Raw genomic sequence first — 24,343 nt, 5'->3', positions numbered from 1 at the left:
ATAAATAGGCGAGGTTTCAATTATATAAAATTTAAGAGTTTTATAAGTGAATTACTTCATCATAAGCATCTGCAACAGCTTCCATAACCGCTTCACTCATTGTTGGGTGAGGGTGGATAGTTTTTAATACTTCATGACCTGTAGTTTCTAACTTACGACCTAAAACAGCTTCAGCAATCATATCGGTAACTCCCGCACCAATCATATGGCAACCTAACCATTCACCATATTTAGCATCAAAAATTACTTTTACAAATCCGTCTGGCGTTCCAGCTGCAGTAGCTTTACCAGAGGCAGAGAAAGGAAATTTACCAACTTTTAATTCGTAACCAGCTTCTTTTGCTTGTTCTTCAGTTAAACCAACAGAAGCAATTTCAGGAGTAGCATATGTACACCCAGGAATGTTTCCATAATCGATCGCTTCAGTATGCACACCAGCTAATTTTTCAACCAAAGTAATTCCTTCAGCAGAAGCAACGTGTGCTAATGCAGGTCCAGGAGTAACATCACCAATAGCATAATAACCAGGAATGTTAGTTTGATACCAGTCGTTTACTAAAATCTTATCTCTATCAGTAATAATTCCAACATCTTCTAAACCGATGTTTTCAATATTTGTTTTAATTCCAACTGCCGATAATAAAATATCAGCTTCTAAAATTTCTTCTCCTTTTTTAGTTTTAACGGTTGCTTTTACGCCGTCACCAGAAGTATCAACAGATTCTACAGAAGAACTTGTCATTACTTTAATTCCTGCTTTTTTGAAAGAACGTTCCATTTGCTTAGAAACATCTTTATCTTCAACAGGCACAATGTTTGGCATAAACTCTACCACAGTAACATCAGTTCCCATTGAGTTGTAAAAATGTGCAAACTCAACACCAATAGCACCAGAACCTACAACAATCATAGATTTTGGTTGGCTTGGTAAACTCATTGCTTCACGATATCCAATTACTTTTTTACCATCTTGAGGTAAGTTTGGTAATACTCTTGAGCGAGCACCAGTTGCGATAATAATATTATCAGCGCTATATTCAGTTACAGTACCATCTTCAGCAGTAACATCAACTTTTTTACCAGTTTTAATTTTACCAAAACCGTTAATAATATCAATTTTGTTTTTCTTCATTAAAAAAGAAACACCTTTACTCATTCCTTCAGCAACACCACGACTACGTTTAATAACCGCTTCGAAATCTTTATCGATTGCTTCTGCCTTTAAACCATATTGATCTACATGTTTTAAGTAATCGTAAACTTGAGCAGATTTTAACAATGCTTTTGTAGGAATACATCCCCAGTTTAAGCAAATTCCACCTAAGTTTTCTTTTTCAATTACTCCAACTTTAAATCCTAATTGAGATGCTCTAATTGCAGTTACATATCCTCCAGGACCACTTCCGATTATTAATACGTCGTATTTCATGTGTATGTTTTTATTGTTGTTTGTTTTAATGTTTAGTTACAATTCTCATTGTAAAAATTAATCATATCCTCTACAGCTGTTCCTTGGTTTAGGAAAAAACCACTGTAATCCTTTGCAAAATTTTCTTTAACACTTTTTTTATCCTTAATTAATTTAAGGAATTCAGGACAATCAGATGCGTATTTCATCATTATCTTTCTGAATTTATTTTTTTTTGGATTCATGGGTAGAGGTTCAATAAGATCTGAATCTCTTTTCCCTATTAAATACGCTGTAGAGGTGTTACCTCCCATCATCATTCCATTAGGAGTCATAAGACCTGGGCTGCTTCTCTCGTATGAATACAACTCTAACTTACCAATGATTTGCCTTTTAATTAATAAAACCCTGCTGCTTTTTACAGAAATTTTGTAGAGATATTCATCACCGTATAAAAATTTAATTTTTTTTACTTTTTTATGACCTAAAACTATTTTTTTGTCTTTTTTTGTTTTCTTAAATTTAATTTTATCACTAATAGAGATTTTTATAAAACCAGTTTTTTCTTCCCCATTTCTAAAAGTAATTGTTCCTTTTTCATAACTTTTAAATAACGATTGAGAATTTAAACTTAAAGATATAAAAATAAGTATAATTGCAATTTTGTTTTTCATGTCTGGATTAATTTACATTCTCTCAGGAACTTCAATTCCTAATAAATTAAATGCTGATTTTATAGTATCGGCTACCTTTTTAGATAACTGAACTCTAAATACTTTTTTATCTTGATTCTCTTCTCCTAAAATATGTACGTTTTGGTAAAAAGAATTGAATTCTTTTACTAATTCATACGTGTAATTTGCAATTACGGCAGGCGAATAATTTTTAGCCGCTTGCTGAATTACTTCAGGATATAATTCTAATTGTTTTATTAATTCTTTTTCCTTAGGGTGTAATTCTATCTCGGCTGCGCTCGATATGACATTGTAGTCGAAATCTGTTTTTCTTAAAATAGATTGAATTCTAGCATACGTATATTGAATAAAAGGTCCTGTATTTCCTTGAAAATCTACCGATGCTTTTGGGTCGAATAAAATTCTCTTTTTAGGATCTACTTTTAAAATGAAATATTTTAAAGCTCCTAAACCGATAACTCTATATAATTCTTCTTTTTCTTCATCAGAATAACCTTCTAACTTTCCTAATTCTTGCGAAATAGTTCTTGCTGTTCCAGTCATTTCATCCATTAAATCATCAGCATCTACTACAGTTCCTTCACGAGATTTCATTTTTCCAGAAGGTAAATCAACCATTCCGTAACTTAAATGATGTAATTGCTCTGCCCAAGAATACCCTAATTTCTTTAAAATTAAAAACAATACTTTAAAGTGATAATCTTGCTCGTTACCAACTGTATATACCATTCCGCCAACATCAGGCATGTCTTTAGAACGCTGAATTGCAGTACCAATATCTTGGGTCATGTAAACTGCTGTTCCATCAGAACGTAATACTAATTTTTCGTCTAAACCTTCGTCAGTTAAATCACACCAAACCGAACCGTCTTCTTTTTTTAAGAAAACACCACTTTTTAAGCCTTCATCAATAACATCTTTACCTAATAAATAGGTGTTGCTTTCGTAGTACAACTTGTCAAAATCTACTCCAATACTTTTATAAGTAACGTCAAAACCTTTATAAACCCAAGAATTCATTTCTTTCCAAAGCGTAACAACTTGTTCGTCACCAGCTTCCCATTTACGTAACATTTGTTGTGCTTCAATAAATAAAGGTGCTTGTTTTTTAGCATCATCTTCAGAAATACCTGAAGCAATTAAAGTTGCAATTTCTTTTTTATATTCTTGGTCGAATTTTACGTAGTAATTACCAACTAATTTATCACCTTTTAAACCTGTTGATTCTGGAGTTTCTCCGTTTCCGAATTTTTCCCAAGCTAACATCGATTTACAGATATGAATTCCGCGATCGTTTATAATTTGCGTTTTGTATACTTTTTTACCTGATGCTTTTAAAATTTCAGCCACCGAATAGCCTAATAATACATTACGAACATGCCCTAAGTGTAAAGGTTTGTTGGTGTTTGGCGATGAATATTCTACCATACGAGAAGAGTCATCCGCCGAAGGCGAAACAAATCCGTAATTAGTATCTGCAGCTATTTTATTAAAGAAATCAGTATAAAAACTATTTTCAATTACTAAGTTTAAGAAACCTTTTACCACATTAAAATTGGTGATTTCTGTAACGTTTTCAACTAAATAAGCGCCTAGATCGTTACCTATCTGAACAGGGTTTCCTTTTTTATACCTTAAAAGAGGAAAAACCACTACGGTGATATCTCCTTCAAAATCTTTACGAGTTGCTTGAAATTCTACAGTAGGAATTTCAATATTGTATAAGGCTAAAAATCCTTCTTTTACTTTGGTTTCTATTAGGGTTTGTATGCTCATTAGTTGTTGAAAATTGAAGTGCAAAATTACATAATTTATTTGGATGATATTTAAACTGATTCTAACAATTTATATGGTTAGTTTTGCAGTAAGTTTTGTCTTTAATATTTCTGAATATTTTTTCAGTGAATTGATGTGTTGATTAACAATGTTGGGGCTTCTTCTTAAAATAAAAAAATATGGATAAAGATTTAGAGAATTTAGAAAAGTTAGCTGCAGACGTAGAAAAGCAAAATAAAAAATACTTTGCTACCATAAAAAAGCGAGTACCTAAAAATTTTGATGTTGTAGTGCACGATTTACATGAGAAGGAATTTGCAAAAACAGATTGTTTAGATTGTGGTAATTGTTGTAAAACTGCAAGCCCGATTTTTACTGATAAAGATACTGAGCGTATTTCTAAGCATTTAAAAATGAAAGTTCGTGATTTTGAAGCACAATATTTAGAACGCGATCAAGATAATTTTATGGTGTTAAAAACAGCGCCATGTTCATTTTTAGATGAAAGAGATAATTCTTGCTTTATTTATGATGTGCGCCCGAAAGCATGTTCAGAATACCCACATACAAATCGTAAGAAATTTATTCAAATAGCAGATTTAACAATAGCAAATACAGCTATTTGCCCTGCTACATATAGAATTGTTGAGGAGCTTAAGAAGCGATTGCCTGTTAGGTCTAACGAGAAAATAAAAAGATTAGGTTAATATTTTTTTCTTATTTTTAGAAAAATATTTTATGTTGGAAACCCTTATTCATTATTTTGAGACAATACCGTCTAGTCATAGAAGTTTAATTTTAGTAGGCGGAATTACTTTTTTCTGGCTACTGGAGGGAGCGATTCCTTTATTTGGATTTAAATACAGCAAATGGAAACATGCTTTTCCTAATTTGTTTTTTACAGCAACAACCATTGTAATTAATTTTATGCTTGCTTTTTTGTTGCTAAAAACAGCAGATTGGGTGCAAGTAAATAATTTCGGATTGATTAATTGGTTACCAGAAATGCCATTGTGGTTATATGTAGTTTTAGGCGTACTTTTTTTAGATTTCTTCGGAGCTTATTTAGCGCATTTTACCGAACATAAAATTCCAAAACTTTGGATGGTTCATTTGGTACATCATACCGATCATGAGGTAGATACAACTACAGCAAATCGGCACCATCCTTTAGAAAGTGTAATTCGTTTTACTTTTACTCTAGTAGGTGTTTTCTTGGTAGGAACTCCCATCGCAATTATAATGTTATATCAATCGATGTCGTTAATTTTTACACAATTAACACATGCAAATATAAAGATACCTAAACAGCTTGATAAGGTGTTGAGTTATATAATTGTTTCACCTGACATGCATAAAGTTCACCATCATAATATGTTGCCTTATACCGATTCTAATTATGGAAATATTTTTTCTATTTGGGATCGTTTATTCGGAACATATATGGAGCTCGATAGAGAAAAAATTGTGTACGGAGTAGATACATTTCCTGATGCAGAGAAGAATGCTAGTTTAAAAGAATTACTAAAACAACCTTTTGCTGGTTACAGAAAACCAACTAATTTATAAGAAGTTAATTACTGTCTATAAAAATAGTTTCTAAATTTTTTATATAAGCGTTCATTTTTACACGTGTTAAATTGGTAAGAATAGCGATTGTTATTTCTTCTTTCGGATAAATTAATAATAAAGAAGAAGCGCCAATTCCGCCACCAGAATGACTTAGCTTTAAAGAATTGCTTTTTGTTTTAGAAATTTTAATGCCAATTCCGTAATTAGTTTTTTTACCGTCACTTGTTTTGTTAGAAGTAGTTATTTCTGATAAAGATTTTTGACTTATTATTTTAGGACTGATAAATTCAGAACCCAGTAAAACTAAATCTTCTGATGTTGATAAAAAACCACCTCCAGCGGCTTTATATTCGTTGTTTACTTTTGGTCCGACAATAATTTTTCCATTTCGCCTTATGTAGAAATTTGTAATATTATTGTTTTTAGTATCAGTGAATTCTACAAAAGTATTGTACATTTTTAAAGGATTAAAAATTTCTTTATCCATAAATTCAAAAAAACCTTTATTTGAAGAATTTTGTATAACAACGCTTAATAAATTAAAACCATAAGTACTGTATTTAAACTTCGAGCCAGGTTTAAATAAAAGAGCTGAGTTTTTAAAAACATCTAATCCTTTTGTTATCGATATTTTTTTGTTGATTAAAAACTCATTTCCATTATAATGTCTAATTCCGGCAGTATGTCCTCCGATTTGTCTAAGTGTAAAATCGTGTTTTTTCTTAGGGAAATCAGGTACATATTTATACAAACTTTCGTTAAGGTTTATTTTTTTTTCATCAATAAGTTTGGCTACAGCTAGCGATGTTATTGTTTTAGACACACTAGCAATTCTAAATAATGTAGAACTTGAAGACACTTTCTTTTTACTTTCTAAATTAGAATATCCAAAGCCTTCAGACCATATATTTACTCCTTTTTTAGCAATTGTTATACTAAGCCCTGGTACATTTTGTTCTAGTAAAAGTGCATTGGTAATACTTGTTGCTTTAGTTATTTTATTCTCGAGTTGAGCATTTAATCCAACAATAGAAAATAAGGTTGTCAGTAGCAGTAATTTAATAGGTAATTTCATTGTTATTTAGTTTTTTGTATCATTTCTAAAATATATTTTCCGCGAGCTTTACAACCTTTGCTTTCATGAATGATTTTAGTGCTAATTAAATGTTGTAACTCCGTGTGAACCCAATCTTTTTGTAATCCGAATAAGTATAAAAAATTCATAGTATAAGCACGTACCGCTATTTTTTGATCGGTAATTAACCAATCAAAGCCGACTTCAATAATTGTATCTATATGATTTTGTGTTATTATAGTTTGTGTTTCGTTTTTTTTTTTAGAGGTAAATGCATTGGCTAAATGTTCGCAAATTTTAGCGCAAGGTCTTGTGGCGCTATCAAAATGAACTCTTGATATATTATCAACAAAAGTAGTAATGTAAGGATGTATATGTTCAATTCCGTGATGCGTACAAATCCATTCTAATACCCAAGCAGCCTTAATTGATAATTTATTATTTACATCAAAAGTTAAATAAACTAAGTGTTTTATTAAGTTTGGTTGCGTTAATACAATATTTGCAGCCTTATTTCTGTTTACCCTAGCAGGATTTTTCATGTCATTTAAAACAGAAATTAAAAAATCGATACTCATATTGGTACGGTTTGTGTATTTTTGATTTTAGTAAGTTATCAAACTAAATAAAAAAATTATCAATGCTAAATATAAAGAGGATATTTTCAATAGTACTTTTATTATCAGTTTTTTTTATGGTTTCTGTAAAAGCTCAGAAATTAAATAAATTAGATGCCAACGGAAAAAGAACTGGAGTTTGGAAAAAGAATTATGATAATGGAAAAATTCGTTATTCAGGAACGTTTAAAAACGGAAAAGAAATTGGGGTTTTTAAATTTTACAATATTACATCGTCTACTATACCAACAATAGTAAAAACGTTTGTTGATAATACAGCAGACGTTAAGTTTTACAATGAATTGGGTAAGCTTAAAAGCGAAGGTAAAATGATTGGTAAAAATCGTATTGGTAAATGGGTTTATTATTTTTCTAACGGCAAGATTTTTTCTGAAGAAGAATATAAAGATGGAAAATTAGACGGGACTCTTAAAAATTATTATCCGAACGGAAATGTAACTCAAGAAACATCTTATAAAAAAGGTAAAAAGGATGGAGTTTCTAAAACATTCACAGATTCTGCAATTTTAATTGAAGAGGTTTTTTACGTAAACGGAAAGTTAGAGGGAGAAGGTAAATACTACGATTTAAAAGGTGGTATAAAAGAAAAAGGTATCTACAAAAACGGAAAAAGAATAGGGAAGTGGGAGTTTTATATGGATGGTGAAATTGTTGATAAAAGGAAAAAGGAAAAACTATCTGATTTAAAAAATGGTAATTAATAGCAATCAATTTAATTGATGATTCTATTAGTTTTATCCATTATAAAAACAGAAACTTATTTGTAAATTTGCAGCTCACAAAAGTAAAGAATGAAAAGAGTAGTAGTAGGACTTTCGGGGGGTGTAGATAGTAGTGTAACCGCTTATTTATTAAAAGAGCAAGGATACGAAGTAATCGGTTTGTTTATGAAAAATTGGCATGACGATTCGGTAACCATATCTGATGAATGCCCTTGGTTAGAAGATAGTAATGATGCAATGATTGTTGCGGATAAATTAGGAATTCCTTTTCAAACAGTAGATTTAAGCGACCAATATAAAGAACGTATTGTAGATTATATGTTTAATGAATACGAAAAAGGCCGCACACCAAATCCGGATGTTTTATGTAACCGAGAAATTAAATTTGATGTTTTTATGGACATTGCTTTAAATCTTGGTGCCGATTATGTAGCAACGGGTCATTATTGTAGAAAAGATGAAGAAGTTATTGATGGAAATGCTGTTTATAAGTTATTAGCAGGAAAAGATAATAATAAAGATCAATCATATTTTTTATGCCAATTATCACAAGAACAATTATCTAAAGCAATGTTCCCTATTGGTGAATTAACGAAGCCAGAGGTTAGAGAAATTGCAAAAAAAGCAGATTTAATTACTGCGGATAAAAAAGATTCTCAGGGATTATGTTTTATAGGTAAAGTTCGTTTACCAGATTTTTTACAGCAAAAATTACAAACCAAAGAAGGTGTAATTGTGCAAATTCCTTCAGATTTTGAACAATATACGCGTCCAACCCTGAAGTTTGAAAATAAAGAAGCAGAATTAAGTTATTTTTCAACAAAATTCTCATATAAAAAAGAGGACGGAAAAATAGTTGGTAAACATCAAGGAGCTCATTATTTTACAAAAGGACAACGTAAAGGTTTAAATGTAGGAGGGACTAAAGAAGCTTTGTATGTTATTGAAACGGATGTAAAGGAAAATGTAATTTATACTGGTGAAGGTAAAAATCACCAAGGTTTATATCGTAACGTATTATTTGTGTCAAACGAAGAATTGCATTGGGTTCGTAAAGATTTAGCTTTAAAATCTGGCGAAATAATGGAAGTTGAAGCTAGAATTCGTTACCGTCAGAAATTAGAAAAAGCGACGCTTCATAAAGTCGAAAATGGATTGTATGTTGAGTTTAAAAATAAGCAATCTGCTATTCAAGAAGGGCAATTTGTAGCCTGGTATATAAACGAAGAGCTTTTAGGTTCGGGAGTTATTTCGTAATTTATAAAATATATGAAAAAAATATTACTATTATTTATCTTGTTTTTTAGTTTTCAAGGGTACTCACAAAAAGATTCTATTGTTAATTATTTAGGAAGAAAGTATGAAAAAGTATCAAAAGACAAAGCTTGGTATGTTCAAACTATTGTAAAGAATAAAGATTTATGGAGAGCAACAGTTTATTTTTCAAATGGGAAACCAAAATTAGATGGAACCTTTAAGGAACGTAAATTAAAAACTAGAGTAGGAGTTTTTAAAGTATATAATGAGGAAGGTAAATTAAAATCAATTCAAAAATATAACTTAAAAGGAAGAAAGCAAGGGAGTTACTTTTATTTTAATGATGAAGGCGAACAAATAATAAGTGGTTTTTTTCAAAACAGCAAGAGAGAAAGTGTTTGGAAGTATTTTGATGATGCAAAGAATATAAGAGCTAGAGTTTTATTTAAGAAAGGTAAAGTCTTAAATTATAAATTATGGGATGAAGATGGAGAAGCTCTAAAAGAAGAATTAATAGTATCAAGAAAACCAGAATTTAAAAAAGGACTTAAATCATTTAAGCTTAAACTGAAAAAAGAGTTAGTAAAAGGATTAGAGGAAGAAGGCTTAAAAACTAATTTTCTAGTAAAAATTCAGATTACTGATAGTGGAAGAATTAATAAAGTTAATATAGTTCCAAAGTTAAAAGAGCAATACGAGAAAAAAATTCAAGACTTTTTTTATAGTTTAAAAGATGTTGAACCAGCTATTTTAGTAAACAGAAAAATTTCATCTAATTTAAGTTTACCAATAATCATAAATTAAATTTATGCAAAACAAAATCACACAACTTTTTAATATTAAATATCCAATTATTCAGGGAGGAATGATTTGGGTTTCTGGATGGAAACTAGCATCAGCTGTTTCTAATGCAGGCGGATTAGGTTTAATCGGTGCAGGATCTATGTACCCTGATGTTTTACGTGAGCATATACAAAAATGTAAAAAAGCAACTGATAAGCCTTTTGGAGTAAATGTACCAATGTTATATCCTGATATTGAAAAAATCATGGATATTATTATAGAAGAAGGGATTGAAATAGTTTTTACATCCGCAGGAAACCCTAAAACGTGGACTTCTTATTTAAAAGAAAAAGGAATTACAGTTGTACATGTTGTAAGTTCTGTAAAGTTTGCTTTAAAAGCCGAAGCAGCAGGAGTAGACGCTGTAGTTTGTGAAGGATTTGAAGCTGGTGGGCATAATGGACGCGAAGAAACCACTACGCTTACTTTAATACCAATGGTAAAGCAAGAGGTTAAAATACCTGTGATTTCTGCAGGAGGAATAGGATCGGGTAGAGGAATGTTAGCAGCGATGGTTTTAGGAGCAGACGGCGTACAAATTGGTAGTCGTTTTGCGGCAACTATAGAGTCTTCTGCACACGATAACTTTAAGAAAACAATTGTAGCTGTTAAAGATGGTGGAACACAATTAACATTAAAAGAATTAGCGCCAGTTCGCCTGGTGAAAAATAAATTTTATAACGAAGTACAAGAGTTATATCAAAAGCATCCATCAATAGAACAAATTAAGGAACTGTTAGGTCGTGCAAGAGCTAAAAAAGGAATGTTTGAAGGCGATTTAGAGGATGGTGAGCTTGAAATTGGACAAATAGCAGGAATCATCAATGAAATAAAATCAGCTAAAGAGGTTTTTGAAGATATTATAAAAGAATATGAAGAAGTTAAATTAGCGGTAGCTAATTTATAATTAGTAAGATTCATAAAACAAAAAAGGAAGCGATATCGCTTCCTTTTTTGTTTTGTAAAATGTATGTTTTAATAATTTACGTAGTCTACAATTTCTAATCCGTAACCAATCATACCAACACGTTTGGTTTGTTTTGTGTTAGAAACTAAACGCAATTTATGTAAGTGTAAATCATGTAATATTTGTGCTCCAATACCAAAATCTTTGTTATCCATCACCACATTGGGAGCCTTCATCTCTCCGTTTGCTTGGTTGTCTTTTAAACCTCTTAAACGGTTTAATAAGTTTAAAGCTTGATTTTCTTGATTGATAAAAACAATAGCACCTTTACCTTCTTCATTAATGACATTAAACATTTGATCTAGTTTTTTGTCAGCGTTGTTAGTTAAAGTACCAAGAATATCATTGTTAATTAAAGTTGAATTAATTCGAGTTAAAACAGCATCATCCTTTGTCCAATTACCTTTCGTTAAAGCGATATGGATTTGTTTATTGGTAGTTTGTTGATAAGCTCTTAAACGAAAATCACCAAAACGAGTTTGTATATTAAAATCTTCTTTCTTTTCAATTAAAGAATCATGTTCCATTCTATAGGCAACTAAATCTTCAATAGAAACAATTTTAAGATCGAATTTTTTGGCTACTTTTAATAGCTGTGGTAAACGAGCCATCGTACCATCTTCGTTCATGATTTCTACAATAACACCTGCTGGTTTTAAACCAGCTAAACGTGCAAAATCAATTGCAGCTTCGGTATGACCAGTTCTTCTTAAAACACCTCCGTTTTTTGCTTTTAAAGGAAAAATATGTCCTGGACGAGCAAGATCAAATGGTTTCGTGTCAGCATCAACTAGAGCCTTAATTGTTTTAGATCTATCGGCAGCAGAAATACCAGTGGTAACGCCTTTTCCTCTTAAATCTACAGAAACGGTGAAAGCAGTTTCTAAAGGATCTGTATTGTTGTTAACCATCATGTTTAACTCCAGTTCTTTACAACGATCTTCGGTAAGTGGGGTGCAAATTAAACCTCTACCGTGTGTTGCCATGAAGTTAACCATCTCTGGAGTAATTTTTTCGGCCGCAGCTAGAAAATCACCTTCATTTTCGCGATCTTCATCATCTACAACAATTATAACTTTTCCGTCTCTAATATCTTGTATAGCCTCTTCAATTGTATTTAATTGAATTCTAGTTGCTGTTTGTGTTGTCATTGTTATGTTGTTTACTCGCTTTAGAGAATAGGTTTTTAAATAAATTGACAATTGGACTAATAAAGGTTTTAAAATCGAATAACCCCTTGTCTTTACTTGCTCTAATAGTTAATGTTATAGCCAAAGGTAGCATTAAAAATACACTTAGCCAAGAACCTGTTATAGCAGTTATAGAGCTTTCTTCTGCCAAATTTCTACCAAATGTATTTGTAAAAAAGTAAAGAACATATATACCTATTGCTAAAACCATAGGTAAGCCCATTCCTCCTTTTCGTATGATAGATCCTAATGGTGCACCTATAAAGAATAGTAATAGGCAAGAGAGTGAAAAAGCGACTCTGTTATAAAACTCAATATCATATAAGTTAAGATACTTTCTCTTTCTTTTTAACGGTTCTTTATTTGATTTATAATTATTTAAGCTACGTTCAATTTTTGAACTAGCAGTATTTAATATGTTTTGTTTTTCTCTAAGTTCAAAATTTTCAAGTACTTCTGATGAAAGTTCTTTATTAATTAAAGAGTCTGGATATGAATGTAAATCTTCTATATCAATACTTAAGAATAAGTTTTTAGATCGGCTAGTAATAAAAGCATCGTAGTTTTTTTTCAAGGTAGGTAACGTGTCTTTAAGCTGTGCTAAACTTAACATGTTGTATTGCCTTGTGTATTTTTCTTCACCAATATCATCTTCGTTAAAAGAAGAGATATCTATATTAATAGTGTATTCATCAAAATAAGCATGAGAAGCTGGCATTTTTTGCTTCTCCTTAAATGTCATACCGTTACTAATATGATGTTCAAAATAATAACCATCCTCTAAAATTAGGGTCATATATCTGCTACCTTCTTCAGATATTATTTTCCCTTTTTTCGCTGTTATAATTTTATTGTTTCCTTTTTTAGCAGATAAATCATAAATCATTACTTGCTTTAAAAGATTATTCTCTTCACCATATTTTTCTTCAAATTTAATCTGAAAGTTTGGTAATTCGGTATTAAAACTTCCAGCAACTAATGCAATTGCAGGTTGTTTCTTTTTAATATTTACCTTCATGTTTAGTTGTTTTAACATTGCATACGGATATACATTGTTTAAAAACACAAAGTTTACAGCACTTAAAAAAATAGTTAAAAATATTAAAGGCCTCACCATTCTTGGTAACGAAATACCAGCAGATTTTGCAGCTGCAAATTCGTAATTTTCAGATAAGCCACCTAAAGTCATGATAGAAGAAAGTAAAACTCCAATTGGTAAGGCTTGCGGTGCCATAAGTAACATCGTATACCAAAGGAATTTTAAGATAATAACAAGGCTAATTCCTTTACCTGCGAAATTATCAAAAGCAAGCCAAAGTGCTTGCATTACTAAAACGAATAGTATGATTAAAAATGTAGCGAAAAAAGGCTGTAAGAAGCTTTTTAAAATATATTTGTCTAATGTTTTCACAGTAGCAAAGGTAGTGGGTTAGATGAATAAAAGAATAAAAGTTTTGTTAATGATTTTTAGTCTTATTAACAAAACTTGTATTTTAAAAATTTAATCGATAAAGTATCCTTGTTTTAGGAATTTTTCTTTATCAAAAGAAAATAGATTTTTAGAAATAGGTTGGTTACTTTTAAATTTAGTTATTGTAAAAGTTGTTTCTGCTCCGTTAGATCCTATTTGAACTAATTTATAAATATGCTTTGTTTTCGCATCTATACCTAATAGAACCTTAACAATGTCAGAATTACTATCGATAGGCGTTAAGTTTACAAACTGAACTTTACGACCGTTGTTGTTTTCTAGTTTTCCCATAGAAAAATTATAACCTTCTTTGTAAAAAGTTAATAGTTTAGATGGATAAATAAATCCGTCTTCTTCCTCTAAATCTCCATTAGAGATATTTACTTCTTTTTCTTCTTTATTAATTACAACTAATTTTTTTCCGTCAAAAACAAAATTATTTCCTAAATAATCTAAGTTGTATTTTTCACCAGAAAGTGTAATTTCTCCGCGTATAGGAGGATCGTTCGTTATACCAGCTTCTCTATTAATTAAAGAAGAGTTAAAGCCAATAAGCATGTTATTGTAAGCGCCCATTTTACTAGAAACTTCATCTAATAACTGTTTAGCTTTCGTAGAAGTGTTTTGACCGATGGTGGTTACACTAATAAATAATCCAATAAATAATAATGCTAGTTTTCTCATTTTATACCTTTTTTCCGTTACGGGAATATTTTTATAACTATTAATTTTTTTCGTTTTCTAATAATTGTTCTAAAGCAACAAAATCAGGAACTAGAACTTGCCTAGCTTTACTTCCTTCAAAAGGCCCCACAATACCAGCAGCTTCTAGTTGATCTATTATTCTACCAGCTCTATTGTAACCTAGTTTTAATTTACGTTGCAATAAAGATGCCGAACCTTGTTGTGCTGTAACAATAACTTCAGCAGCACTTTTAAACAATTTATCTCTGTCTTCAATGTCTATATCAACATTTGTGCCACCTTCTTCACCTACATATTCTGGTAATAAGTAAGCATCTGGATATGCGCGTTGAGAACCAATAAAATCTGTTATTTTTTCAACTTCAGGCGTATCTACAAAAGCACACTGAATTCTGTTTAAGTCATTTCCTGCGGTATATAATAAATCTCCACGGCCAATTAATTGATCTGCTCCACCAGCATCTAAAATTGTTCTAGAATCTATTTTAGAGGTTACTCTAAACGCTATTCTTGCAGGGAAGTTTGCTTTGATAATACCTGTAATAACGTTTACAGAAGGTCTTTGTGTAGCCACAATTAAATGAATTCCGATAGCACGTGCTAATTGCGCCAAACGAGCAATTGGTGTTTCTACTTCCTTACCGGCTGTCATAATTAAATCAGCAAATTCATCAATTACTAAAACTATATATGGTAAAAACTGATGCCCGTCATTCGGATTTAATTTACGCGCTTTAAACTTCGTATTGTATTCTTTAATATTACGAACCATTGCGTTTTTAAGTAAGTCGTAACGGTTGTCCATCTCAATACATAAAGAATTTAGTGTGTTTACAACTTTGGCTGTATCTGTAATAATTGCATCTTCACTATCTGGTAATTTTGCCAAATAATGGCGTTCAATTTTATTAAACAATGTCAATTCTACTTTCTTCGGATCTACCAAAACAAACTTAACTTCTGCAGGGTGTTTTTTGTATAATAAAGAAGTTAAAACAGCATTTAAACCAACTGACTTTCCTTGACCTGTTGCACCTGCCATTAACAAGTGTGGCATTTTTGCTAAATCGACAACAAAGGTTTCATTAGAAATTGTTTTACCCAAAGCAATAGGAAGCTCCATTTGAGATTCTTGAAATTTCTTTGATGCAATAACAGAATGCATAGAAACAATCGTGGATTTTTTATTGGGAACCTCAATACCAATAGTTCCTTTACCAGGAATAGGAGCGATGATACGAATACCTAAGGCAGAAAGAGATAAGGCAATATCATCTTCTAAATTCTTTATTTTCGAGATACGAATACCGGCTTCAGGAACAATTTCATATAATGTAATCGTTGGCCCTACAGTTGCTTTAATTTGAGCAATACCAATTTTATAGTTCTTAAGTGTTTCTACAATTCGGTTTTTGTTTGCCTCAAGTTCTTCCGGATCTATAGAAATAGTTTCGTTATATTCTTTTAATAAATTAAAGGTTGGGAATTTAAAATTACCTAAATCTAAGGTAGGATCAAATTCACCAAAATCTTTAACTAATTTATCTGATAAGTTTTCAGCAACACTTTTTTCCTCAGAATTTTGTTCAATAGCAATTTCAATTTCTTTTTTTGTTTCTTCGGATACTGTTAATGAAGGTTCACTTTTTAAAGCTACATTTAAAGTAATTTCTTCCTCTTTTGGTTCTGTAGCAGTTTTAACTTCAGAATGTTTGGAAATGGTAGGCTGCAAGTTTTCTACAGATAATTCAAATCCAGATTTTGGTTCTGTATCCTTTTCTTTAATAGTTTCTTCAACTATATCTTCATTAACGATTACAGTGTCTATTATTTTCTTTTCTTTAGCAGCTTTTACTTTCTCATTAATTTTTTCAGGAGTAATGCTAAAACGAATAATTAAATAAGCAATCAAAAAGAAAAACAGTAAAATACTTAATCCTGTTTTACCTAAAAATGTTTGTAAATATTCATTTAACTCAAAGCCAATGACACCAGACAAAAGTGCGTTCTTTTTTTCTACAAATCCTAATGAAATAGATAACCAAAGCATTATTAATAAACCCCAATTCCATGAAATTACGATTCTTTTTAAATTGGTTTGCAGTAAAATCCTAGCTCCCGTTAAAAATAGCGTAACAGGTATAATAAAAGCACCTAAGCCAAAACCTTTGTAAATAAAGAAATTACTTAATTTGGCACCGATTTTACCTAATAGGTTTTTAGTAGGAATAGCTTTGTTAGAGAACTGCGATAAAGCACTTTGATCTTCTTGCCATGAGAAGAAAAAAGAGATAAAAGCAACAGTTAAAAATATTGAAAAAAGCACTAAAAAGGCGCCTAAAATAGTCTGATTATGCTTATTCGAAAGAAAAGAAGAAATCTTTTTAAAAGAACTATCGTTAGGTTGTTTCTTTAGAGTGGTTGTCTTTTTTTTTGCCATGTATTTGTGTTAGAAATAAATTGAACGTTACAAGATAGCTATTATTTTAGGAAGATAAATTATACCTGCAATAATTAACGAGGTAAATGCAGCAAAAGCTGGTGCGCCAGCAGCAATATCTTTTATAAAACCTATTTTTTCATGATAATCAGGATGCACAAAATCAGCTACTTTTTCAACAGCAGTATTTAAAGCTTCCGCTACTAAAACCATTCCGATAACTAAAGTTTGAAGCATCCATTCATTCATAGAAATATTAAAATAAAAACCTAAAAAAGTAGCAATAAAGCCAAAAAAAAGTTGTGCTTTAATACTATCTTCAGTGGTAATTAATAACCACATTCCTTTTAAAGCAAAGGTCATACTACGCAACCTTCCTTTAATAAAACCATCATTAGGGTTTTTCATAAAATATTATAAAGCTTTTAAAGCTGTTTCGTAATTTGGTTCATCAACAACCTCACTTACTTGTTCTGTATATACAACGTTTCCTTCTTCGTTAATTATAACAATACAACGAGAGTGTAAGTTAGCTAAAGGACCATTTGTAATTTCTAAACCATAATCTTTACCGAATTTTCCAGTAGCAAAATCAGATAACATAATTACGTTTTCAATTCCTTCAGCGCCACAAAAACGACCTTGAGCAAAAGGTAAATCTCTAGAAATACATAAAACTTTTGTATTGTCTAAACCTGCAACTTTTTTATTGAATTCTCTAACAGATGCAGCACATGTACCTGTATCTACACTAGGAAAAATATTTAAAATTAATCTGCTACCTGAAAAATCAACTAATTTTTTAATTGATAAATCGGTTGCAACTAAAGAAAAATCAGTTGCTTTACTACCGTTTTCTGGTAAATTACCTGTTGTATTTATTGAATTCCCTTTTAGTGTTATTGTCGCCATTTTCTGTTTTTTTTTATAAAAATCAAAGGTAATTAAATTAATTAAAAAACGAAGAGGATAAAGACAGCGGAGTGTTAAAAAAGTTATCTTCGCGTTTTGAAATACAATACCTTTTGAACTTACAACAATATACATCAGAATTTAAATACAATTTAAAGCTTGCAGCCCCAGTAATGTTAGGAATGTTAGGGCATACTTTTGTAAGTTTTGTAGATAATATTATGGTAGGGCAATTAGGAACGGCGGAATTAGCAGCTGTTTCTTTAGGAAACAGTTTTATGTTTATTGCCATGTCTTTAGGAATCGGGTTTTCTACAGCAATTACACCATTAATTGCAGAAGCAGATTCTTCTAACAATTTTAAAGAAGCAAAATCTACCTTTAAACACGGTTTGTTTTTATGCACAACTATAGGAATTTTAATGTTTCTATTGGTTTTCTTATCAAAACCCTTAATGTATTTAATGAAACAACCTTTAGAAGTTGTTGAATTAGCGATTCCGTATTTAGATTTGGTCGCTTTTTCTTTAATTCCGATGATTGTTTTTCAGGCATTCAAACAATTTAGTGACGGTTTGTCGATGACACGCTACCCAATGTACGCTACAATTTTAGCGAATGTTATGAATGTAGTTTTGAACTATTTATTGATTTTTGGGAAATTCGGTTTTCCAGAAATGGGAATCGTAGGTGCTGCATACGGAACTTTATTATCTAGATTTGTAATGGTATTTCACCTTTGGTGGATTTTAAAAAGGAAAGAACGCTCGAAGCTATTGGTAACAAATATCAAATTATTTGTACTCGATAAATTAATGCTTCGTAAAATAATAAATTTAGGTGCGCCTAGTGCTATGCAAATGTTTTTTGAAGTTGCTATTTTTACAGCAGCCATTTGGTTAAGCGGATTGTTAGGTAAAAATGCACAAGCAGCAAATCAAATAGCCTTAAACTTGTCTTCAATGACATTTATGGTCGCTATGGGATTAGGAGTTGCTTCTATGATTAGAGTAGGAAATCAAAAAGGATTAAAAAACTTTATTGAACTTAGAAGAATTGCTTTTTCTATCTTTTTATTAGGGATAATATTAGCAATAGGATTCGCAACCTTATTTTACCTATTTCATAAATCGCTACCTAATTTATATGTAGATTTAAGTGATGCCGAAAACTATATGGATAATATGGAAGTAATGAAGATTGCAGCAAATTTATTAATAGCTGCAGCTATTTTTCAAATATCAGATAGTATTCAAGTTGTAATATTAGGTGCGTTAAGAGGATTACAAGATGTTAAAATACCAACAATAATTACTTTTATATCGTATTGGGTTGTAGGTTTTCCTATCAGTTATTTTTTAGGAACTGAAGAAACTTATGGTAGTTTTGGTATTTGGTTGGGTTTACTAGCAGGTTTAACAACAGCATCTATTTTACTTTTTATTAGATTTAACAGATTAACTTTAAAATTGATTGAAAGAAACCCCGTTATTGGGGATAAATAAAATATAAATAATACGTTTTTTATGAATTTACCTAAATTTTTATTAGCAGATAACAGCAATCATCCAGAAGATATTTTTGTATTGCATACAGAGTTTCCTCGTTTTTTAATCAATTTAAAAGATGATGAAGTAGAATGGTTTGAAGATTTAACAGGGGAAACAGAAGAAGATATTACTACCGAATTAGCTGGTTTAATGGATAAGGCGGGAGAGTTTTATGATAAAGAAATGGAAGGTTTAGAGTAAGAACTTTCTAAAGACTTATTTTTCGATATAAAATGCTAGCTAAAAATCATTTAAATAAATTTTAGCTAGCAATTTTTGTTTAGTAATAAATTTATTAAAAATAGTTAAAGTTTAATAAAATTATAATCAATTTTTTCTTCTGTAAAAACAAGTTTTAAATAATTTGGAGTTTTATTATCGTCTTTCAAGTCATCCACGACAATGTGAGTTGTATTACCCAAAATAGCCGTATTTTTCTTGTGGTCATGACCTGTGGCTGCCACATCTACACGATGTCGTATAAATAAATCTAATAGAACTTGTACCTCTTCACCTATAAGTGGTAAGTTAGATTTTGAATCTAGGCGAAATAGACTGTTATGAGTAAATACATTACAGTACCTATAATCTTTTCGCTTCGTTGCTAATAGTTTTTTTAACCATTCTAATTGTTTGTCTCCTAAAGTTCCACCACCAGTATCTAAACAAATAAAAAGATCGCTTGCAGCAGGAGTATTTACAACAAAGTAGTAAGAAGACGAACCAAATAAAGAATAAAAACTTTTCCAACCATCAAAATATAAATCATGATTTCCTGCAATAGGAAAGTACATTAGCAAATCTTTTGAAGGAATGTTCTCTGCAAAAAAATCATAATCATCTTTACGGCCTGATGTTAAATCACCTAATAATACTGCTGCCGTTGCTTCTTTATCTATGGCTTCTTTAAAGAAAGCGTCTATACCTTTTATTCCACCAATATGAGAGTCTCCCATTAAATGGAGCGCGTACGTATTTTTATCTAAATTTAATTCAGAATATCCATACTGTTCATTCCAATTAAGAGATTGCTCAAAACGTGTATTAGCATCTTCATAAGAAGTAAAAAAACCACGGAATTCATTGTCATCACAAGACAATATAGTGAATAATAGACAAGGTAATAATATTTTTATTTTCATATTTTCCATTTTATACCTCCTCTAAAAAAATAACCAAAATGATTAGCACTGATATTAAAGATACCCGAACGTCTATACCATGAGTCAAGATATAAGGTTAGATTTGGTTTTAATTTATATTTCATTTGTAAATTAATACGAGGATGAACCAATTGATCAATTGCATAATAATCAAAATTAGTAACAGAAAAACCAACATTCCAATCACTATCATGAGTTTTAAGGAAAGCAGTAACTAAGTACATTACAATATAATCTTCATGCAGTTTACTATTAGATTTATCAATGTTGTATTCTTTTCTGGCTTTGGCATTTATTGTATACGTTTTAAAATTTGTGCCAATTTCAAATAGTATATGTTTAAGACTCTTTGTTTCTAATCTTATTCCATAATTGGTTTCATACAATAAGTCTGAAAACCTATCTAGCATAAAAAAACCTTTAACATCAAAAGAAAAGTTTTTAATTAAAAATTTTCTAGAACCTATGATGTCAACTCCTGTAAGTGTGTTTGGATTACTACTCATTAGATCAAATTGTATTCCAGTTTCAATATTGTATTTTTTATACTGATAATTACCTCTATAGGCATTTTTTATATAAACACCTTCAGATACATTGTTTTCACCAATATCTATAAAAGATTCGAGTTCTAACTGTGCATTTGTACTATTAATGACAATTATGATTATCAATGTTGATAATGAATATTTTAATTTATATTCTTTATTATATTTTATTTTTCTTTTATTCCAATTATTTCTATACATCGTAATCATAATTAGTGAAATCTCCCTAATGATATAGTGAGTATATTTTAACAACTTGTTATGGTTAACAAGCCTTTCATAGATTTTTTTAAGTAATAGAATCATGTACTTTATTTCCTCGAATTAATATATTAGTAACTATTTTAGTTAGTTAATGTTAATAGTTTATAGTATTCTACTTTTCTTTTTTTAACTTTTTTAATAATTTTTGTTTTTTGCTTAATAATATTACGAGTTTCAATTCGTTATATCAAGAGTAAGCAAAGTTCGATTTTTTTTAATGGAAATCAAGAAAAAATAAACTACTTTTTAGCACGTTCTACCAATTCTAACTGTTCGAGTTTTGCTTTGGTTGTAAATAAACCATAATTGATAAAAACATTTTTCTTTTCAATTTTATCAATAGTACCAACGGAGTTACCGTCAATTAAGCGAACACGATCATTTATTTTGTAAATATAAGCCGCTCTTTCAATGGCTATTTTTTTAGCTTCTTCTTTCTTTTCGGCTCTAACTTTTACCACTTTTTGAAGCACTTCTTTTTCTACTTTTTTTATTGCTTCTTCTTGCTTTTGAGTAGTAATTTTATCTTGTTTTTTTTCTAGTTTTGTAAGCTTTTTAAGTGGTGCTTTTTTTATACGTTTTGTGTTTTCTGTAGCAACCCATTTAAAAAACTCGGTAGATAATTCCTTTTTGTTATTTGTTTGAAAATACTTATTTAATAACTCATTTGTTTTTCTACCTAAGGTAAGCATTCGTTGGTTGTTGTCGTATAATTCTTGAAAACCTGAAAGTTTACTTTGTAACTTATCTTCTTTTTCCTGCAAGCTGTCAATGTGTTCTTGACCTTTAGATTTTTGTTTAACCAAGCTTTCAGAAGTTTTTTGTAAACGATTGCGTTCTTTTTGAAGCTTAGAAATAGTTTTGTCTAATCTAATTTTTTCAGTTTCTACTCTTTTCTTAGCTCTGTTGATTAAGCTGTACGGAATTCCGTTTTTCTGAGCAACTTCAAAAGTAAACGAACTACCTGCTTGTCCTATAAATAATTTATATAAAGGCTCTAAAGTGCGTTCATCAAATTGCATGTTTGCATTAGTAACATTATCTAGTTCGTTCGCTAATACCTTTAAATTAGCATAATGCGTTGTAATAATTCCGAATGCTTTTCTTTCGTAAAACTCTTCTAAGAAAATCTCCGCCAAAGCACCACCTAATTCAGGATCAGAACCGGTACCGAATTCATCAATTAAAAACAAGGTGTTATCGTCGCATTTTTTCAAAAATGAGCGCATATTTTTTAATCGATAACTATAAGTACTTAGTTGATTTTCTATGGATTGATTATCTCCAATATCCGTTAATATAGTGTTGAATAACGTAGTTTCACTTCGCTCGTGAACAGGAATCAATAATCCGCTTTGTAGCATCAACTGTAATAAACCAATTGTTTTTAAAGTGATACTTTTTCCACCAGCATTGGGACCAGAAATAACAATGATTTGTTGTTTCTCGTCTAGTTGTATTGTTTGAGCAAATGTCTTTTTATTCTGATCTTTATTCTTTTTCCATAACACAGGATGATATGCATCTTTAAAAAGAATCTTTTTTTCTTTGGTAATTTTAGGTAATAATCCGTTGATGCTTTTCGCGTACTTAGCTTTAGCAGCAACCGCATCTAAATGCGTTAAAAAGACAATATATTCCTTTAGTAAAGGTGTAAAAGGGTGAATTTTACTAGCTAAGGCTCTTAATATTTTAACAACCTCTTGCTTTTCTTCATAAACTAAGTTTTGCAATTCTCTACTATAAGCCAAGGTAGCTTGTGGCGCGATATAAACGATGTTACCCGATTTAGAAGCGCCTAATAAACTTCCTTTTATTTTACGACGATGCATTGCTGTAACAGCCAAAACACGCTGGTTATCTACAATAGTTTCTTTAATATCATCTAAATAACCGTTGGCAATATTTCTGCTTAAAGCATGTGTAAAACTTTCAGATATTTTTCCGCGTACGTTATTAACATCTTTTCGTATTTGTTTTAAAACAGGCGAAGCGTTATCTGCAACTTTACCGTAAGAAGTAATTATTTCTTTAATGCTATCAGAAACAAAAGTAGTAAGTTCTATCTGATCACTTAAAGTAAATAAAGTAGGGTAGTAGGTTTGAAATTTTTTTAAAAACTTTTTCATTTCGTTTACAGTTTCTGTAACTGTAGCAACTCTTAAAAAAGCTTCGGTTTCTAAAAAACTATTTTCTATAGCTAATCGTTTAGTTTCTTCTGTGATATCTTCAAAAAAGTGATTCGGAAGTCTGTTTTCGTTTTCAAAAGAAGACAGATATTCGTTTACTAAATTTAATTCGAAAAATAATTTTCTTTTATTTGATATTGGCTGAACAGCAAGTGTTTTTTCTTTACCTAAATTTGTAATACAATGTTCTGCAACTTGTTCTAAAACGGTTGTGAATTCTAAATCTTGAAGTGTCTTTTCTGAAATGTTTTTAGTCAAAATAGTATATTTGAAACGGATACAAAAATAACAAACAATGCAACTAAATATTAGTGATAGCTGGAAAAATATTTTACAAACTGAGTTCGAAAAGCCATATTTAAAAAAATTAACTATTTTTGTTGATAATCAATATGATAATCACACTTGTTTTCCGAATAAAGAAGATGTTTTAGCAGCTTTTAATTATTGTTCTTTTGATGATTTAAAAGTGGTAATTATTGGGCAAGATCCATATCACGGAAAAGGGCAAGCAAACGGATTGTGTTTTTCGGTACATGATGGAATTAAGCATCCGCCGTCATTAAAGAATATTTTTAAAGAAGTAGAAACAGATGTTGGTATTCCGTATGCTGTTTCTGGAGATTTATCTCGTTGGGCTAAACAGGGAATTTTGTTGCTAAATGCCACTTTAACGGTAAGAGAAGGAGAGGCAGGAAGTCATCAACAACAAGGCTGGGAAGAGTTTACCGATGTTGTTATTAGAAAAATATCAGAAGAAAAAGAAAATGTTGTGTTTTTGCTTTGGGGAAAATTTGCAGAAAAAAAAGGAAGCGTTATTGATTTAGAAAAACACACTGTTTTTAAAGCTCCGCATCCGTCACCATTAGGAGCTTGGCGAGGTTGGTTTGGTAGTGGTCATTTCTCTAAAACAAATGATTTTCTGAGGAGCAAGGATTATGATGAAATAAAATGGTAA

At 30.6% G+C, this 24,343-nt stretch carries 23 protein-coding genes; 9 read left to right on the top strand and 14 right to left on the bottom strand.

Annotated elements, in window-relative coordinates; genetic code table 11:
• Positions 1-40 precede the first annotated feature (40 nt).
• The 3 genes from lpdA to argS are packed head-to-tail and all read right to left on the bottom strand — an operon-like array spanning position 41 to position 3,879.
• On the bottom strand, positions 41-1,429 hold the full coding sequence (lpdA, locus tag AC28QF_RS11410) for a dihydrolipoyl dehydrogenase (protein ID WP_488201919.1): 1,389 nt from the start codon (positions 1,427-1,429) through the stop codon (positions 41-43).
• 32 nt (positions 1,430-1,461) lie between these two features.
• Positions 1,462-2,082 (bottom strand): hypothetical protein, encoded by a 621-nt coding sequence (locus AC28QF_RS11405; RefSeq protein WP_488201920.1) that lies wholly within the window; start codon positions 2,080-2,082, stop codon positions 1,462-1,464.
• A 12-nt stretch (positions 2,083-2,094) separates the two neighbouring features.
• Entirely contained in the window at positions 2,095-3,879 is a 1,785-nt protein-coding gene (argS, locus tag AC28QF_RS11400; RefSeq protein WP_488201921.1) for an arginine--tRNA ligase, read from the bottom strand.
• A 179-nt stretch (positions 3,880-4,058) separates the two neighbouring features.
• Here argS and AC28QF_RS11395 point away from each other — a divergent pair, with 179 nt between their 5' ends.
• Together AC28QF_RS11395 and AC28QF_RS11390 are read left to right on the top strand one after the other, a co-directional pair.
• Positions 4,059-4,586, top strand: a complete 528-nt coding sequence (locus AC28QF_RS11395; RefSeq protein ID WP_488201922.1) for a YkgJ family cysteine cluster protein — start codon at positions 4,059-4,061, stop codon at positions 4,584-4,586.
• 34 nt (positions 4,587-4,620) lie between these two features.
• On the top strand, positions 4,621-5,448 hold the full coding sequence (locus tag AC28QF_RS11390) for a sterol desaturase family protein (protein WP_488202026.1): 828 nt from the start codon (positions 4,621-4,623) through the stop codon (positions 5,446-5,448).
• A 4-nt stretch (positions 5,449-5,452) separates the two neighbouring features.
• Here AC28QF_RS11390 and AC28QF_RS11385 read toward each other — a convergent pair whose 3' ends face one another.
• Positions 5,453-6,526 (bottom strand): serine hydrolase domain-containing protein, encoded by a 1,074-nt coding sequence (locus AC28QF_RS11385; protein ID WP_488201923.1) that lies wholly within the window; start codon positions 6,524-6,526, stop codon positions 5,453-5,455.
• A gap of 2 nt (positions 6,527-6,528) precedes the next feature.
• Complete coding sequence (locus AC28QF_RS11380; protein WP_488201924.1) at positions 6,529-7,104, bottom strand: adenylosuccinate lyase; 576 nt, start codon at positions 7,102-7,104, stop codon at positions 6,529-6,531.
• A gap of 62 nt (positions 7,105-7,166) precedes the next feature.
• Here AC28QF_RS11380 and AC28QF_RS11375 point away from each other — a divergent pair, with 62 nt between their 5' ends.
• From AC28QF_RS11375 to AC28QF_RS11360, 4 genes are all read left to right on the top strand, one after another.
• Positions 7,167-7,865, top strand: a complete 699-nt coding sequence (locus AC28QF_RS11375; RefSeq protein WP_488201925.1) for a toxin-antitoxin system YwqK family antitoxin — start codon at positions 7,167-7,169, stop codon at positions 7,863-7,865.
• Between the two features lie 90 nt (positions 7,866-7,955).
• Positions 7,956-9,143, top strand: coding sequence for a tRNA 2-thiouridine(34) synthase MnmA (gene mnmA, locus AC28QF_RS11370; RefSeq protein WP_488201926.1), 1,188 nt, complete (start codon positions 7,956-7,958; stop codon positions 9,141-9,143).
• Positions 9,144-9,155: 12 nt separating this feature from the next.
• The gene (locus tag AC28QF_RS11365) at positions 9,156-9,947 is read left to right on the top strand and encodes a toxin-antitoxin system YwqK family antitoxin (RefSeq protein ID WP_488201927.1); all 792 of its coding nucleotides are present in this window, start codon (positions 9,156-9,158) and stop codon (positions 9,945-9,947) included.
• Positions 9,948-9,951: 4 nt separating this feature from the next.
• On the top strand, positions 9,952-10,893 hold the full coding sequence (locus AC28QF_RS11360) for an NAD(P)H-dependent flavin oxidoreductase (RefSeq protein WP_488201928.1): 942 nt from the start codon (positions 9,952-9,954) through the stop codon (positions 10,891-10,893).
• 68 nt (positions 10,894-10,961) lie between these two features.
• On the opposite strand, the gene ribB is transcribed toward AC28QF_RS11360, so the two are convergent.
• From ribB to tpx, 6 genes are all read right to left on the bottom strand, one after another.
• Positions 10,962-12,104 carry a 3,4-dihydroxy-2-butanone-4-phosphate synthase gene (gene ribB, locus AC28QF_RS11355; RefSeq protein WP_488201929.1) on the bottom strand — a complete coding sequence of 381 codons (1,143 nt, stop codon included), beginning with the start codon at positions 12,102-12,104 and terminating at the stop codon, positions 10,962-10,964.
• Entirely contained in the window at positions 12,082-13,554 is a 1,473-nt protein-coding gene (locus AC28QF_RS11350; RefSeq protein ID WP_488201930.1) for an LptF/LptG family permease, read from the bottom strand. Before AC28QF_RS11350 ends, ribB begins: the two co-directional genes overlap by 23 nt.
• A 90-nt stretch (positions 13,555-13,644) precedes the next feature.
• A complete protein-coding gene (lolA1, locus tag AC28QF_RS11345; protein WP_488201931.1) occupies positions 13,645-14,298 on the bottom strand; it encodes an outer membrane lipoprotein periplasmic chaperone LolA1 in 654 nt (217 codons plus the stop codon).
• A 40-nt stretch (positions 14,299-14,338) separates the two neighbouring features.
• Positions 14,339-16,759, bottom strand: a complete 2,421-nt coding sequence (locus AC28QF_RS11340) for a DNA translocase FtsK (protein WP_488201932.1) — start codon at positions 16,757-16,759, stop codon at positions 14,339-14,341.
• Positions 16,760-16,786: 27 nt separating this feature from the next.
• Positions 16,787-17,167: a diacylglycerol kinase family protein gene (locus AC28QF_RS11335; RefSeq protein WP_488201933.1), complete on the bottom strand. Its 381-nt coding sequence runs from the start codon at positions 17,165-17,167 to the stop codon at positions 16,787-16,789.
• Positions 17,168-17,173: 6 nt separating this feature from the next.
• Positions 17,174-17,671: a thiol peroxidase gene (tpx, locus tag AC28QF_RS11330; RefSeq protein ID WP_488201934.1), complete on the bottom strand. Its 498-nt coding sequence runs from the start codon at positions 17,669-17,671 to the stop codon at positions 17,174-17,176.
• A gap of 113 nt (positions 17,672-17,784) precedes the next feature.
• Here tpx and AC28QF_RS11325 point away from each other — a divergent pair, with 113 nt between their 5' ends.
• Positions 17,785-19,176 (top strand): MATE family efflux transporter, encoded by a 1,392-nt coding sequence (locus AC28QF_RS11325; RefSeq protein ID WP_488201935.1) that lies wholly within the window; start codon positions 17,785-17,787, stop codon positions 19,174-19,176.
• A gap of 21 nt (positions 19,177-19,197) precedes the next feature.
• The gene (locus AC28QF_RS11320; RefSeq protein WP_218772832.1) at positions 19,198-19,422 is read left to right on the top strand and encodes a hypothetical protein; all 225 of its coding nucleotides are present in this window, start codon (positions 19,198-19,200) and stop codon (positions 19,420-19,422) included.
• A 104-nt stretch (positions 19,423-19,526) separates the two neighbouring features.
• Here the strand turns inward: AC28QF_RS11320 and AC28QF_RS11315 are convergent, their stop codons facing one another.
• The 3 genes from AC28QF_RS11315 to AC28QF_RS11305 all read right to left on the bottom strand — a co-directional run bounded on the left by AC28QF_RS11315 (position 19,527) and on the right by AC28QF_RS11305 (position 23,643).
• Positions 19,527-20,363: a metallophosphoesterase family protein gene (locus AC28QF_RS11315; RefSeq protein ID WP_488201936.1), complete on the bottom strand. Its 837-nt coding sequence runs from the start codon at positions 20,361-20,363 to the stop codon at positions 19,527-19,529.
• Positions 20,360-21,133 (bottom strand): hypothetical protein, encoded by a 774-nt coding sequence (locus AC28QF_RS11310; RefSeq protein WP_488202425.1) that lies wholly within the window; start codon positions 21,131-21,133, stop codon positions 20,360-20,362. The genes AC28QF_RS11315 and AC28QF_RS11310 overlap by 4 nt, the downstream gene beginning before the upstream one ends.
• Positions 21,134-21,435: 302 nt before the next feature.
• Positions 21,436-23,643: an endonuclease MutS2 gene (locus tag AC28QF_RS11305; protein WP_488201938.1), complete on the bottom strand. Its 2,208-nt coding sequence runs from the start codon at positions 23,641-23,643 to the stop codon at positions 21,436-21,438.
• A gap of 37 nt (positions 23,644-23,680) precedes the next feature.
• On the opposite strand from AC28QF_RS11305, the gene ung reads away from it, so the two are divergent.
• The gene (gene ung / locus AC28QF_RS11300) at positions 23,681-24,343 is read left to right on the top strand and encodes a uracil-DNA glycosylase (RefSeq protein ID WP_488201939.1); all 663 of its coding nucleotides are present in this window, start codon (positions 23,681-23,683) and stop codon (positions 24,341-24,343) included.

This window comes from Tenacibaculum sp. M1.3A (assembly GCF_057732375.1).
The sequence above is the reverse complement of the archived record's forward strand: the minus strand, read 5'-3'. Positions and strand labels throughout refer to the sequence as shown.